This is a genomic window from Ruegeria sp. BG8, assembly GCF_056538325.1.
Window position 1 is genome coordinate 83751 of sequence record NZ_JBQFSZ010000010.1, and the last position, 14230, is coordinate 97980.

At 57.2% G+C, this 14230-nt stretch carries 12 protein-coding genes and 1 tRNA gene; 9 read left to right on the plus strand and 4 right to left on the minus strand.

Translation table 11 applies throughout. The features are described from left to right. Positions 1–18 precede the first annotated feature (18 nt). The 3 genes from ACR0DG_RS17635 (at position 19) to dld (ending at position 4962) form a co-directional block, all read left to right on the plus strand. Positions 19–1071 (plus strand): TRAP transporter substrate-binding protein, encoded by a 1053-nt coding sequence (locus ACR0DG_RS17635; RefSeq protein ID WP_480699666.1) that lies wholly within the window; start codon positions 19–21, stop codon positions 1069–1071. 128 nt (positions 1072–1199) lie between these two features. Beyond that, positions 1200–3266, plus strand: a complete 2067-nt coding sequence (locus tag ACR0DG_RS17640; RefSeq protein WP_480699668.1) for a TRAP transporter large permease subunit — start codon at positions 1200–1202, stop codon at positions 3264–3266. Between the two features lie 13 nt (positions 3267–3279). Continuing rightward, entirely contained in the window at positions 3280–4962 is a 1683-nt protein-coding gene (gene dld / locus ACR0DG_RS17645) for a D-lactate dehydrogenase (protein WP_480699670.1), read from the plus strand. 210 nt (positions 4963–5172) lie between these two features. Here dld and ACR0DG_RS17650 read toward each other — a convergent pair. The 4 genes from ACR0DG_RS17650 to ACR0DG_RS17665 all read right to left on the minus strand — a co-directional run bounded on the left by ACR0DG_RS17650 (position 5173) and on the right by ACR0DG_RS17665 (position 8869). Further along, a tRNA-Arg gene (locus ACR0DG_RS17650) sits at positions 5173–5249 on the minus strand. Positions 5250–5313: 64 nt separating this feature from the next. Next, positions 5314–6696 carry a sensor histidine kinase gene (locus ACR0DG_RS17655; protein WP_480699672.1) on the minus strand — a complete coding sequence of 461 codons (1383 nt, stop codon included), beginning with the start codon at positions 6694–6696 and terminating at the stop codon, positions 5314–5316. A gap of 18 nt (positions 6697–6714) precedes the next feature. Beyond that, complete coding sequence (locus ACR0DG_RS17660) at positions 6715–8133, minus strand: dihydrolipoyl dehydrogenase family protein (protein ID WP_480699674.1); 1419 nt, start codon at positions 8131–8133, stop codon at positions 6715–6717. A 4-nt stretch (positions 8134–8137) separates the two neighbouring features. Then, positions 8138–8869 (minus strand): TVP38/TMEM64 family protein, encoded by a 732-nt coding sequence (locus ACR0DG_RS17665; RefSeq protein ID WP_480699676.1) that lies wholly within the window; start codon positions 8867–8869, stop codon positions 8138–8140. Between the two features lie 296 nt (positions 8870–9165). Between ACR0DG_RS17665 and rpmH the strand changes: the two genes are divergently transcribed. The 6 genes from rpmH (at position 9166) to ACR0DG_RS17695 (ending at position 14203) form a co-directional block, all read left to right on the plus strand. After that, on the plus strand, positions 9166–9300 hold the full coding sequence (gene rpmH / locus ACR0DG_RS17670) for a 50S ribosomal protein L34 (RefSeq protein ID WP_005980833.1): 135 nt from the start codon (positions 9166–9168) through the stop codon (positions 9298–9300). A 26-nt stretch (positions 9301–9326) separates the two neighbouring features. Beyond that, positions 9327–9752, plus strand: coding sequence for a ribonuclease P protein component (rnpA, locus tag ACR0DG_RS17675; protein ID WP_480699678.1), 426 nt, complete (start codon positions 9327–9329; stop codon positions 9750–9752). Continuing rightward, positions 9749–9988 (plus strand): membrane protein insertion efficiency factor YidD, encoded by a 240-nt coding sequence (yidD, locus tag ACR0DG_RS17680; protein ID WP_480699680.1) that lies wholly within the window; start codon positions 9749–9751, stop codon positions 9986–9988. The genes rnpA and yidD overlap by 4 nt, the downstream gene beginning before the upstream one ends. Positions 9989–10036: 48 nt before the next feature. Continuing rightward, entirely contained in the window at positions 10037–11653 is a 1617-nt protein-coding gene (locus ACR0DG_RS17685) for an acyl-CoA dehydrogenase family protein (RefSeq protein WP_480699682.1), read from the plus strand. 44 nt (positions 11654–11697) lie between these two features. Beyond that, positions 11698–12591, plus strand: a complete 894-nt coding sequence (gene ttcA / locus ACR0DG_RS17690; protein ID WP_480699684.1) for a tRNA 2-thiocytidine(32) synthetase TtcA — start codon at positions 11698–11700, stop codon at positions 12589–12591. Between the two features lie 70 nt (positions 12592–12661). Continuing rightward, positions 12662–14203, plus strand: coding sequence for a putative bifunctional diguanylate cyclase/phosphodiesterase (locus ACR0DG_RS17695; protein WP_480699686.1), 1542 nt, complete (start codon positions 12662–12664; stop codon positions 14201–14203). Positions 14204–14230: the final 27 nt, after the last annotated feature.

Here is a 14230-nt window from a genome sequence, read left to right on the forward strand (position 1 = left end):
TATTCTGGAGGAGAAAACATGAAAACCACCCTGACATCGATTGCCGTTGCAGCGTCCCTGCTGACTGCTCCGGTCGCACATGCGGCAGACAAAATGCTGCTCAAGACACCGATCGCCTTCTCGACCGCGTTGCCCGGATTGGGATCGCCGATCCCGCGTGTCGCCGAGCAGTTGGACCTGATGTCCGGCGGCACTTTGAAGATGAAGGTTTACGAACCCGGGAAACTGGTTCCCCCGTTCGAAATTCTGGACGCCGTGTCTTCGGGCAAGATCAACTCAGGCTATACGACCGCAGGATATTGGGCCGGGAAAATCCCGGCAGCCCCATTGTTCTCGGCTGTTCCGTTCGGCCCCGAAGCGGGCGAATACATGGCGTGGCTGTATTATGGAAACGGCATGAGCCTGTATCAGGAGATGTACGATCAGGCAGGTTTCAACGTCAAAGTCCTGCCCTGCGCGATCATAGCCCCCGAAACTTCGGGCTGGTTCGCAACTGAAATCAACAGCCCAGATGACCTGAACGGTCTGAAGATGCGCTTTTTCGGTCTGGGCGGCGAAGTGATGCAAAAACTGGGTGTGGCGACCTCGTTGCTGCCCGGCGGAGAGATTTTCCCGGCTCTGGAAAAGGGCGCGATTGACGCGACTGAATTCTCGATGCCAGCCATCGACGCGCGGCTAGGGTTCCACAAGCTGGTCAAATACAACTACTTCCCCGGCTGGCACCAGCAGGCCACCGTGTTCGAGCTGATGATCAACAAGGACGTCTGGAACGAAGCCAGCGAGCAGCACAAGGCGATTATTGAAAACGCCTGTAAAGCATCGATGGCAGACAGCTTTGCCGAAGGCGAGGCAATCCAGCACGCGGCCCTTTTGGACAACGTCGAAAACAATGGCGTGCAGATCAAACAGTGGAACGATGAGATGCTGTCCACTTTCCGCGCAACATGGGAAGAAGTTGCCGCAGAACAAGCCGCAGACGATGCGTTCTTTGCCAAGGTTCTGACTGACATGAACGATTTCCGCGACGGCTATGCGGTTTGGAAAGAGAACGCGTTCCTCCCGCGCAAGTGAATTTACACATTGCGCTGATCCGGGGGCGGCTTCCTTCCGCCGCCCTTGGATCCCTCTGATTTTCTACCTTTCGTCAGCATTTTGGGGCGCATTTCCGCCTCTGTCGCCTAATTTTCGAGGAGGAGACCATGGCCGAGACACAGAGTCATCAGAACGACCCAATTGAAGTCTATGAAAGCATCCTTGAGCATGGCGAGCCCGATCGCCAAAAGCTGGCGGTCGCCATAGACAAAGGTGTGAAAACCGTAGGCCACGTTGTGATGTGGGCCAACCTGCTATTGGTTACCGCCATCGTTTCACAGGTCGCAATGCGGTACCTGTTGAATCAGAACTACCCAAAACTGGACGAAATACAGTGGCATTTCTACGGTTTGGTCACGATGATCGGTATTTCCTACGCGTTGGTCACCGACAGCCATGTGCGCGTTGATCTGCTGCATATGCAACTCAGCCAACGTGCACGGCGGATTATCGAAATCATCGGGATTTTTACGCTGCTGGTGCCCTTCATCTATCTGATGATCGATCAGGGCTATGACTATTTCTACGAAAGCTGGCGAGTGAATGAATCCTCGGACAGCCCCACTGGCCTGCCAGCCCGTTGGGCGCTGAAGGCCGTGATCCCGGCCAGCTTTGTTCTTTTGGCGCTTGCAGCGGGTGCGCGGCTGATCCACGACGTACACGCACTGTTCATGAACCTGGAAGAGGAACGCCAGGGCAAAGGGTTGCGCCTGATCTTCTGGGCCTTGCTCGGCTTTGCCGTGGTCACGACCGCATTGACCTTTTTGGTTGAAACGACCGAGGAAAAGCTTGTCATCGCGATGTTCCTGACTTTCATCGCCCTGCTATTCACAGGCTTCCCGGTCGCGTGGACTTTGGCGGGTGTCGGGGTGGCCTATTGCGGGCTGGCTTATCTGTTCGACAACGGCCTGATGAACTGGACCGGCCTTGAGGAAACGCTGACGGGCCTGGACTATCTGACGCTGGGCGCGGTGGTGAACCGTGTCTATGCCACCATGTCAAACGCAGTTCTTGTGGCGTTGCCGATGTTCATCTTCATGGGTCTGATGCTGGACGAATCCGGCGTGGCCGAACGGCTGATGTCCTCGATGCAGCGCCTGTTCGGCACGGTGCGCGGCGGGTTGGCGATCACGGTCACTATGATTGGCATAATCCTTGCCGCCTCGACCGGCATCATCGGAGCGTCAGTCGTATTGCTGGGCGTATTGTCTTTGCCGTCAATGATGGAGCAGAAATACAGCCCCTCGCTGGCTGCGGGTGTGGTCAGCGCCTCTGGGACGTTGGGTATTCTGATCCCACCGTCGATCATGTTGGTGATCATGGCCGACCAAATGGCGCTGTCGGTTGGTGATCTGTTCATGGCCGCCGTCTTTCCCGGCGTAATCATTGGCGCACTGTACCTGACCTATATTTTCGTGGTCGCCCTAATCAAACGCGACGTAGCACCGGTTCCCGAAGGTGCAACACGCCCGGATTGGGCCGCCGTGAAGGATGTTTTGATCGCCGTCCTGCCTACGCTGGCACTGATCCTTGCCGTTCTTGGTTCGATCTTTGCGGGCCTGACCACACCGACCGAAGCCTCGGGCGTTGGCGCACTGGGCGCCACCTTGCTGGCTTTGGGATATCGCAAGCTGACACTGGCTAAACTGGTGAACGTTCTGAAAGCCACGTTCAACACCACGGCCTACATCTTTGCGATTTTCCTTGGCGCGACTGTGTTTTCCTATGTTCTGCGCGAACTGGGGGGCGATGCCTTGATCGAGGAAATGATCCAAGGCACGGGTTTTGGCCCCAATGGGACGGTCTTTATGATCCTGTTCATCGTCTTCCTGCTGGGGTTCGTGCTGGACTGGATTGAAATCACGCTGATCGTCCTGCCCCTGATGCGCCCCATCGTGAACGGGTTGGGCTTGGACATCGATGGCTTTGGTGTGATCGACGAACCTGCCCTAGTATGGTTTGTGATCCTTGTGGCTGTGACGCTTCAGACCTCGTTCCTGACGCCGCCGGTCGGATTTGCACTGTTCTACCTGAAGGGCGTCTGCCCGCCAGAGATCAAATTGACTGATATCTACAAAGGCATCATTCCATTTGTAATACTACAATTGACGGGCTTGTTCTTTGTCTTCCTCTGGCCTCAACTCGCCACATGGTTGCCGTCGGTCGCGTATTAAAAGGGGTTTCAGGATGACTGATACCGATTTGATCCAAAGACTAAGGGAAATTTGCGGGCGGCGGCATGTGCTGACCTCGGCTCGCAGCACACGCCGCTTTCGTCGGGGGTTCAGGTCGGGGGAAGGTGACGCCCTTGCTGTTGTTCAACCCGCCACCCTTTTGGAACAATGGCAGGTGCTAGAAGCCTGTGTTCAAGCCGACAAGATCGTCATTATGCAGGCCGCCAATACAGGCCTGACCGAAGGTTCCACCCCCAAAGGGCGCTATGACCGTGATGTCGTATTGATAAATACGCGACGGATGGACGCCCTGCATCTGATTGATGACGGCAAACAGGTCATCAGCTTTCCCGGAAGCACGCTGTTCGCATTGGAAAAGCTGCTGGACCCGATCGGACGTCAACCGCATTCAGTGATTGGATCTTCCTGTATTGGCGCGTCAGTCGTGGGTGGTGTCTGCAACAACTCGGGCGGCTCGCTGGTCGAACGCGGCCCTTCCTATACTGAACTGTCGCTTTTTGCTCGCATCACCGCCGAAGGTGAGTTGGAATTGGTAAACCATCTGGGCTTGCGGCTGGGCGATGCCCCACAGGAAATTCTGACACGCCTGCAAAACGGTGAATTCTCGGCGGCGGATATCGAGAGCGACAACCGCAAGGCATCCGACACCGATTACGCACGCCGGGTGCGCGATGTGGACGCCGATACTCCGGCACGGTTCAACGCGGATAAGTCTCGCCTTTATGAGGCCGCCGGGTGCGCAGGTAAACTGGCCGTATTTGCTGTGCGGCTGGACACCTATCCCAAGAATGAAACGGAACGCACCTTCTACATCGGCGCGCAGGACACCGCCACATTGACCGAGCTGAGGCGTCGGATTTTGTCCGATTTCAATACCCTGCCGGTCAGCGCCGAATACATGCACGAAGAGGTGTTTGATATATCGGACCGCTACGGCAAGGATACCATGGTGATGATTGATAAGTTGGGCACAGATAGGTTGCCGACCTTTTTCGCCATCAAAGGTGCCGTCGACTCCCGCTTGTCCGGGATTCCGGGTCTGTCGAACTTTACGGACAATTTCATGCAGTTCGCCATGAAGTTCTGGCCGGATATCCTGCCCAACAGAATGCGCGCTTACCGGGATCGTTTCTCGCATCACCTGATCCTGAAAATGCGCGACGGCGGCATCGACGAGGCCCGCGCATTGCTGCAGGAAATGGTCGATGATAAAAAATTGGACTTTTTCGAATGCGATGCGCGCGAGGCAAAGATCGCCGGTCTTCACCGTTTTGCCGCGGCCGGTGCTGCGATCCGATACATGAAGGTACATGCAAAAGAGGTCGAAGACATTATCGCACTGGACATAGCCCTGCGCCGAAACGACGAAAACTGGTTTGAAGAGCTCCCGACTGAATTGTCGGACCAATTGGTCGGCAAGCTCTATTACGGACACTTCATGTGCCATGTTCTGCATCAGGACTACATGGTGAAAAAGGGGGCAGACCCCAAAGCGTTGAAGGCTGCAATGCTCGAGATTCTCGACCAACGCGGCGCCGAGTACCCGGCGGAACATAATGTAGGTCACCTATATGCCGCCAAGCCGGATTTGGCTGCGTTTTACAAGTCGGTAGACCCGACAAACAGCCTGAACCCTGGCATCGGCAAAATGTCTCGGAACAAGAACTACACCTGACAGCAGCTATCAAGCGGTGATGAAAGCCGCGCCGCTCAACATTAAACGGATGTCCATAGATCGTCTTATCAAGAGCTACGCTAATCGCATTGCAGGACAGAAGGTAATGTGGGGCTAGCGGCTCAATATGCGCAGTTCACACCTGCACTACGGGTAATCGCTGCAATTTCCGAGTGTTGGGGAAGCGCCGTTTTGCGCTATTGCACCAAGTGGCGGACCGAGGAGGATTCGAACCCCCGACCCCTTGATTCGTAGTCAAGTACTCTATCCAGCTGAGCTATCGGTCCGCGTTGGTGAGGCGCTATGTAGACCCGGTCCGCAGGAGGCGCAAGCCGATTCTGCAAAAATATTTTAAAAAGTCACGTCGCCTCTGGGCAGCCGGATTTCAAAGGTTGTGCCCATCGGTCCGGTTTCCGCAAGAACCAGATCCCCGCCATGCCCACGCACCAGTTCCTGAGAAATGGCAAGCCCAAGACCCGAGCCCCCTTTGCGCACCCCGCCCTGAAAAGGCGTGAACAAATTGTCCCGTGCTTTGGGGGGTAGACCGGGGCCGGTATCTTTGACCTCGATGCACCAGTTGGTTTCGTGTTCACAGCCTGCAATCGTGATTTTCCCCGGCTTGCCCGCCGCGACCAATGCCTGTCTGGCGTTTCTTACAAGGTTCATAAGAACGCGGAAAACCTGTTCTGGATCAGCACGCGCCACCAGATCCTCGGGTACTTCGTTTCTGATCTCGACACAGGCATCTGCAACTGCAAGCTGCTCACTGGCGACGACGTCTTCGGCAACATTGCGCAGTGGCACCATGGTAAGGGTTGGCGCCGGTTCCTCGGCCCGCCCAAAGGCCAGGGTGCTTTCACACAGAGAAACCGCCCGCGTGATCGAGTTCACCAGCTTGGGCGCCAATCGTCCCACCAACGGATCATCACTGGACTCGATCCGGTCGGTGAACAGCTGCGCGGATGTCAGGATGTTACGCAGATCATGACTGACCTTGGCGACGGCACCGCCCAGTTGGGCCAGCCGCTCGCGTTGTTTCAGCGCCTGTGTCAGTTCCGTCTGCAACTGCTGCAATGCCTCTTCGGCTTCGCGCAGCTCGGATACTTTTGAGTTGGGCGAAATGATGCCGCGCGCGTCTTCGGGGGCGCTGGCATAGCGCTGCATATACCCAACCACGCCCTTGATCGGCTTCACCAAAACCACACGAACAGCGAGGAACAGAAAGAAAGCGGTGATGATGGAAATCACAAACGACAGACCCAGGATACGCAAACCGTATTCCGTCATGGCGACACGCAACGGCATGCTGTCTGTCGTCACCTCGATCAGCAGGCCAGCACCTTTTACGGGTTCGCCGATAACGCGGATCACTTCGTTTTCGGGCGTGAACATGCGCGCGATGGCGTCGCGGATCAGGATCCAAGGACTGGCGTCGCGCAAGTCGTATGTTTTCGTAATCTGCTCGGGGATTGGGGACGAAAGCATGAGCTGACGCACCTCATCCCGACGCAGGACGACATTGTAAACACCCGCGTTGGCCAGCAGCTCGGCCTCAAGGTCGTCCGCCAGCATGTCATCTGCCAGCAGTGCCAGCGACGCGATCTGGGCGCGCTCGAGCCGGTTCAGCAGGAAGTCTTCGCGGAAACGCGCGATCGAGGGGACAAAGATCAGGATCTCGGCCAACATGACGAAGACCGTGGTCAGGATCAGAAATCGGCCCGACAGCGAGTTCACTTTGCACTCTCCTCCCCGTCAGGGCATCCAGCGCTGGACGAACCTGACCACTCGTTTAACCGTCTGATTATCAAACAGCCTTGGCGAGAAATAGGCACCCGCCACCCGTTTGTTAAGCTCTCCGATCGTCGGATAGGGCGAAACCATCGCGGCGATCTGTCCCATCTTCAGGTTATTCGCCAATGCAAGCGACCAAAAGTTGATCAATTCTCCGGCCTGATGCCCCACGATTGTAGCGCCAACGGGGCGGCCTTTTAAGACCATTACCTTGATAAAGCCCTTTGTTTTGCGTTCCGAAATCGCGCGGTCATTGTGATGGTAATCAAAGCGCGCAACCTCAACCTTGTCTCCGTGTTGCGCGCGCGCCTCAGCTTCGGTCAGCCCCACCTGGGCCAATTCAGGGTCAGTGTAGGTTGCCCATGGGATGTGGTTAGTCTTTGCCTTGGACGGCAATCCAAACAGCGCTGACCGGATAATAACACCCGCATGATATCCTGCCACGTGGGTGAACTGCAGGCCGCCGGCAACATCTCCGATCGCGTAGACTTTGCTGTTTGTGGTCCGCAGCGAGTCGTCGACCTGTATCCCGGTTCGCGTGCGGTCGATCCCCGCCGCAGCAAGGTTCAGACGGTCGACATTGGCCTTGCGCCCTGCCGCCAGCAAAAGATGCGAGCCGGAATAAATCTGGCCCGTCTCGGTCACCACTTCGACTTTTTCACCCGAGCGGCGGATTTGCGCGACCATCGCCTGTTCATGGATCTCGACACCCTCAGCGCGAAGCGTATCCAGCACGATGGCTGCGGCCTCGGGATCATCCTTACCCAGCGCCTTGAGGCCTTCGATCACAGTAACTTTGCAACCCAAGCGGATATGAGCCTGTGCCATTTCCATACCAATGGGGCCACCGCCGATGATCAAAAGGTGGTCCGGCTTTTCGCGCAGATCAAAGATCGTCTCGTTTGTATAATACGGCACCTGATCTAAACCGGGGATCGGCGGGACCAGCGGTGACGATCCCGTCGCAATGACCACGCGTCGGGCGGTTATCGTCGTATCCCCCGCCTGCACCTGCATGGGGGACACAAAGCTACCGTATTCGCGGATCACCTTGACGCCGAACCCTTCAAACCGCTCTTGGCTGTCCATTGGTTCGATCTGGGCGATGACGTCATGCACATGATCCTTAGCCGCCGCGTAGTCGATCTGCGGCACCACATCCGCCACACCAAGTGCAGATGAATGCGCCTGACCATAGGCTGCTTTGCCGCTGGCGATCAGAGCCTTTGAGGGCACACAGCCAAAATTCAGACAGTCACCGCCCATCTTGTGACCCTCCAGCAGCACCACGTCGGCACCCATCTGGCTGGCTCCGGCAGCGACTGACAAGCCGCCTGACCCGGCGCCAATCACCAGGATATCGGTCTTCAATTCTTGCATGATTTCAGCCGTCCTTTCGGCCACGCAGAGATTTAATCACGATGGGCAACGCCGCCAGGATGCACAGGCCAATGATCGGACCAATGACAAACGGTTCCCATAGCAGCGAGACATCCGGCGTTTCTCCGCGATCAAATACGCCGCCCAACCCCACTCCGATCCAGGTGTAAACAATGCCGCCCGGAATAATGCCCAGCGCGGTGGTGAACAGGAAATTGCGGAATTTGACGCCCACCAGTGCGGGCACCAGATTGGCCACAAAGAAAGGGACTACCGGGACAAGGCGCAGCAGGAAGAGGACTGAGATTTCGTTGTCACGCAACCCATCCTTGAGCTTTTTGACCGTGCCCTCAGATGATTCAAGTTTAGCGGTCAGGGATTCGCCCAATCCCCAGCGGGCGGCGAGAAAGATCGCCGAGGCCCCGATCGTGGCTGCAAATACGTTGAACACGGTTCCGGCGAAAAGACCAAAGAGAAACCCCCCAGTCATCGAGGCGACGGCAGCCCCGGGCAACGAGAAGGCCACAATCACGATGTATATTCCGACAAACGCGCCGGCCATCGCCCAATAGTTGGCATCCCGCCACGCCAAAAGCGCTTCGCGGTTATCGCGCAGTGTTTCGAAGGTCAGGTAATCGCCCAGTGTAAAGAACCCCAGGGTGGCGACTGCGAGAATCACCAGCAAGGGGATGTGCCGCGCAAGGCCGTTGCGCGGGGCCTGAGTTGTATCGCTCATGTGGCTGTCCGGTTTCGTACGTTTCATCTATTCACAACATGCGACGTCAGGCCGCGCAGCAACAGGGGCCTCACGCCGCGTTGATCTTCACATCGGGTAAAGTGAGGGTGTACGGGGATAAAACCCTCATTTTGAAACTTTTGAGCCGGTCCGGTTACAGAATTGTTGCAAAAGGAGACAAAACCCCCACCTAGGGGTTTGACTTACCCCCCGCCACCCAGTAGAGGACGGGCTTCGAACACTAGGGCAAGGCGAATCCGCGCCGCACCCGACCGCTATAGATTGGAGACGGAGCGATGAAACGCACCTATCAGCCTTCGAACCTGGTTCGCAAACGCCGCCACGGTTTCCGCGCGCGCATGGCCACCAAGGCCGGCCGCAAAATCCTGAACGCGCGCCGTGCGCGTGGCCGCAAATCGTTGAGCGCGTAAGCCGCTCGACCTTTCAGGTTATGAACATGACGCCGCCGGAGGCCCCTGAGGATGGTAAACACCAGCCGAGGGTAAAGCCCCCGGCGGCGTCCGTTTGTGCGCCTCAAACGCTGACCATTCTTAAGAAACGATCGGATTTCCTGAAAGCAGCACGCGCGCGCAAGCAGGGAACATCGTCGATGATGGTACAGGCACGCAAACGCTCTGCGGATGAGGCCGATGGCATTCGGGTCGGCTTTACCTGCTCAAAGAAGGTCGGCAATGCCGTGGCACGCAACCGTGCCAAGCGGCGTCTGCGCGAAGCGGCCCGGGCGGTATTGCCTGAATGCGGTCGCGTTGGCTGGGACTACGTCCTGATTGGTCGCGCCGAGGTAACTGCCGCGCGCCAATTTGAGGCTCTTTTGAACGACCTTCGCTATGCCGTTCGTAAATTGCATGGCGACAGCAAGTGACTTTGCTGGCGCGCATCTTTGCCCTGCCCGTTCAAGCCTATCGGCTGATTTTCAGCCCTTGGGTCGGACATAACTGTCGCTATCAGCCCACCTGCTCTGCCTATGCGCTGGAAGCACTAGAAAAGCATGGCGCGTTTAAGGGCGCGTTGCTGACCGCCAAACGCATCGGCCGTTGCCATCCGTGGGGGGGCGATGGTTACGACCCCGTTCCCGATAAACCGGACGACCTGCCGTAGGTCTCGCTTAGGCTTGACCAGAAACAAAGGCCGCTGGACACTCAATCCATGACAGTCTCCGGCAAACACACCCTTTCCACGCACGAAGTCTTCAATCAGCCGCCGGAACGTGGCGCGACAGATCTTTGGCTATCAGATCCGGTGCTGCAAGACGGCGTAAAGCACGCCCAAGGCCGTACGACCCCGTTGGCCCAATACGGTAAAACCTTGGGATTGCTTGCAACACGCGAGGCTGGGCAGACCGCCAACACTCACTCTCCGGAATTGCAGACGTTTGACCGCAGCGGGCGTCGACTGGACGAAGTGCGATTTCACCCGGCCTACCATCAGATGATGCGCCTCAGTCAGACCGCCGGTTATGCCGCCCTGCCGTGGGATGGCCAACCCGGAGGTCACACAACTCACGCCGCGATGGTCTATCTGGCCAGTCAGGTCGAGCCGGGTCACTGCTGCCCGTTGACAATGACTTACGCGGCAGTGCCCGCTTTGTCGGCAAACCCGGAAATCGCGGGAACTTGGAGCCCCAAGCTGACAGCTTTTGCCTACGACCCGTCACAGACGCCCGTCGCAACTAAAAAAAGCGCCACACTCGGCATGGCAATGACCGAGAAACAAGGTGGCTCGGACGTGCGGGCGAACACGACAGTTGCCACGAAAGACGGCGCGCATTGGCGATTGCGGGGGCATAAGTGGTTCTGCTCAGCCCCAATGTCTGACGGTTTTCTGACTCTCGCGCAGGCTCCGGGTGGTCTGACTTGTTTTCTGGTGCCGCGCTGGCTGGAGGGAGAGCGTAATCCAATCCACCTCATGCGATTGAAAGACAAACTTGGCAACAAGTCCAACGCCTCTGCCGAGATTGAGTATCACGATGCGCTGGCCTTTCAATTGGGCGACGAAGGCGCAGGCGTCCGCACGATCCTTGAGATGGTGCATCACACGCGCCTCGACACGGCCATTGCCCCCGCCGGATTGATGCGTGCAGCTTTGGTCGAAGCGCATCATTGGGTAACTCACCGCAGCGCGTTTCAGCGGCGTTTGATTGATCAGCCGTTGATGCGATCCGTTCTGGCGGATTTGGTTTTGGATTGGGAAAGCGCCCTGACATTGGGGCTGCGTGTGGCCCAGGCATTCGACGGGCAATCCGCCGAAGACCGGGCCTTTGCCCGGATCAGCGTTGCGTTGGCGAAGTTTTTAAATAACAAACGCTGCCCCGTCGTTGCCGTCGAGGCGATGGAGATCCTTGGCGGAATGGGCTACGTCGAGGACACTCCGATGCCGCTAGTCTATCGCGAGGCGCCTCTGAACGGCATCTGGGAGGGATCGGGGAATGTGATTTGTCTGGATGTCCTTCGCACCCTCAGCCGGGAACCGATGGCAAACGACGTTCTGCAGGCCGAACTGGATGCCGCCAAGGGTGCAGACCGCAGGTATGATGCAGCGTTACGCGCCTACCGTGATCGCTGGTCCACCCTTCCAATCGAGGCTGAGGCGCGCTGGTTTGCCGAGCGCACTGCGTTGTTACTCTCCGCATCACTTTTACTGCGGAAAGCCCCGAATGCCGTAGCCGACGGGTTTATCGCAACCAGACTCACGCAAGACAGCGGCCGCATTCCCGGGTCAGTCACCGGGCTGGACACGAACGCCCTGCTGGGGCGTCTGGGCTAAGCCGCGCCCTTGCCCGTTTGAGCCAACTATTGTAGGGGCTGCCCATGTTTGACGAAGCTGACGATATCCACCCGCTTTTTGCCGGCGCGCCTTCCTCTACCGAGTTCAAGAAACTGCGGAAACGCATCGTGCGCCAGACCCGTGAAGCGATCGAGCAGTACGGGATGGTGGACGCGTCTGTTCATGAAAAGGGCGGCAAGACGCCCCGCTGGCTGGTCTGCCTGTCAGGCGGCAAAGACAGCTACACTCTGTTGGCTGTGTTGTACGAGCTGAAATGGCGTGGATTGCTGCCTGTCGATCTTCTGGCCTGCAATCTGGATCAGGGGCAACCGGGTTTTCCGGCGACCGTTCTGCCTGAATTTCTGGACCGCATGGGCGTACCCCATCGCATCGAGTATCAGGACACATACTCGGTCGTAATGGACAAAGTTCCGCAGGGCCGGACCTATTGTGCGCTGTGCTCTCGCCTGCGCCGTGGAAATCTTTACCGGATCGCGCGGGAAGAAGGCTGTTCGGCAGTTGTGCTGGGCCATCACCGCGACGATATCCTTGAGACGTTCTTTATGAACCTCTTCCATGGCGGGCGTCTGGCAACGATGCCTCCAAAACTGGTTAACGAAGAAGGCGATCTGTTCGTCTATCGCCCTCTTGCCCACGTGGCCGAGGCCGATTGCGAAAAATTCGCGAAGACCATGAACTATCCTATTATCCCTTGCGATCTTTGTGGCAGCCAGGACGGGCTGCAACGTCAGCAGGTAAAGCAGATTTTGGATCAGTGGGAAAAGAACAGCCCTGGGCGGCGTCAGGTCATGTTCCGCGCGTTGACCAATGCACGCCCCTCGCATCTTTTGGACCCCAAACTGTTCGATTTTGCAGGCCTCGCGCTGGATCCGCAGGAAAAAGACAAAAATGCGGATGAAATTCCACAGCTGCGTTAACGTCTGACTCAGATTGGTTTCCTAGGGTTACCCCAAGCGCGCGACGCCCAAGGGAAAGGTCTTTAATCTGATGCGGAAAAAAATCTCGGCCAACAGAGTTCTCGACATTCTGACAACCACGTTCAGTGGCCCGCAAGCCTTGGCTTTCGTTCCTGCTATAACCCTCGCTGCTTTCTGGACCGGGGGTGAAGTCGCTTTGGCAGTCGTGGCCCTGACGCTGCCCGTGATCGTGGCAATCGCGTCCACACTGTCTGAACGGCTCTCCTCAGCTAACGGTCACACTGAAACAGGCGGTTTGAAAACCCTTGGCGCTTTCGCGAGCGAGATGGAGGTCTTTTTCAAAGCGGGCTGCAATCTGCGCGAGGAAGCCGCCTGCATGATTGTTGCCATAGACAATTTTGATGCGTTTCTGGAATTGCATGGGAATGCCGCGGCCAATCATCTTGCCGACCAGTTTTGCGGCCGCGTTCAATCAGCCGTTCGATCCAACGACATTGCTGCACGTTTGGATCAGGACAAGATTGCGATTGGCTTGCACCCCTCAAAACACCTGGATCTTGAGGCGTGTATTCAAATGTCAGGGCGCATACAGACCGCGGTTGAGGAGCCGGTAAATCTTAACGGTAGCGGCACTTATGTGTCTTGTTCCGTCGGGTTCAGCCTGCTCACAAGTGTCCGCAACGAGGGGTTTCAAGCATGGATAGATGCCGCCTCAGCCGCGCTGTCCGAGGCGCAGCGTACCGGGCCTTCAACCATTCGCGCCTATTCCAGCGAAACGAAGAGGCGTTCGCGCATTCGCGCAAACTTACGCAAAGACTTTGACGCCGCCTTGGACAGCGGGGAAATCCGGCCTTGGTTTCAGCCTCAGATATCAACGGATACGGGTCGGGTCACAGGTTTCGAAGCTTTGGCCCGCTGGGAACATCCGCAAAAAGGCGTTCTGGGCCCACACATTTTTCTGCCGTTCGCTGAACAGGCCGAGTTGATGGAGCGACTGGGACAGGCCATGCGACACCATGCATTCGCGGCAATGCGCGCGTGGGATCGCGCTGGGGTCGTTGTCCCCAGAATTGGCGTGAACTTTTCATCTGATGAGTTGCGCGATCCCGCCCTGATCGACCGGCTGAAATGGGAACTGGACCAAAACGACCTGACCCCAGACCGATTGGCTGTCGAGGTGCTCGAGACCGTGTTTTCGCGCCGCCCAGATGATGTCATCACCCGGAATGTCACCAGCTTGTCGGAATTGGGATGTTGCATTGACCTCGATGATTTCGGCACCGGTCACGCTTCGATTGCGTCAATCAAACGCTTCGATGTCTCGCGCATCAAGATAGACCGGTCTTTCGTCGCAAAATCGGACCGGGATGCCAGCCAACAGCAACTTGTCAGCGCCATTCTGACAATGGCAGAACGGTTGAATGTCGAAACACTGGCCGAAGGCGTAGAGACGCCGGGCGAACATGCCCTGATGGCGCAACTTGGCTGCGATCATGTGCAAGGGTTCGGGATCGGTAAGCCGATGCCGTTTGAAAAGACCCTCGACTGGATCGCCGCGCATCAGAACAAGGTTCAGGGTGTTCCTGCAATTGGGCGGAAGGCGGGCCGATAATCGCCGGAATCCGTCACAAAAGACCCA

Excerpts from the sequence above, each read along its gene's own strand:
- ACR0DG_RS17635 (WP_480699666.1), top strand. The coding sequence starts at position 19 with ATGAAAACCACCCTGACATCGATTGCCGTTGCAGCGTCCCTGCTGACT.
- ACR0DG_RS17640 (WP_480699668.1), top strand. The coding sequence starts at position 1,200 with ATGGCCGAGACACAGAGTCATCAGAACGACCCAATTGAAGTCTATGAA.
- dld (WP_480699670.1), top strand. The coding sequence starts at position 3,280 with ATGACTGATACCGATTTGATCCAAAGACTAAGGGAAATTTGCGGGCGG.
- ACR0DG_RS17660 (WP_480699674.1), bottom strand. The coding sequence starts at position 8,133 with ATGCAAGAATTGAAGACCGATATCCTGGTGATTGGCGCCGGGTCAGGC.
- ACR0DG_RS17665 (WP_480699676.1), bottom strand. The coding sequence starts at position 8,869 with ATGAGCGATACAACTCAGGCCCCGCGCAACGGCCTTGCGCGGCACATC.
- rpmH (WP_005980833.1), top strand. The coding sequence starts at position 9,166 with ATGAAACGCACCTATCAGCCTTCGAACCTGGTTCGCAAACGCCGCCAC.
- rnpA (WP_480699678.1), top strand. The coding sequence starts at position 9,327 with ATGACGCCGCCGGAGGCCCCTGAGGATGGTAAACACCAGCCGAGGGTA.
- ACR0DG_RS17685 (WP_480699682.1), top strand. The coding sequence starts at position 10,037 with ATGACAGTCTCCGGCAAACACACCCTTTCCACGCACGAAGTCTTCAAT.
- ttcA (WP_480699684.1), top strand. The coding sequence starts at position 11,698 with ATGTTTGACGAAGCTGACGATATCCACCCGCTTTTTGCCGGCGCGCCT.
- ACR0DG_RS17695 (WP_480699686.1), top strand. The coding sequence starts at position 12,662 with ATGCGGAAAAAAATCTCGGCCAACAGAGTTCTCGACATTCTGACAACC.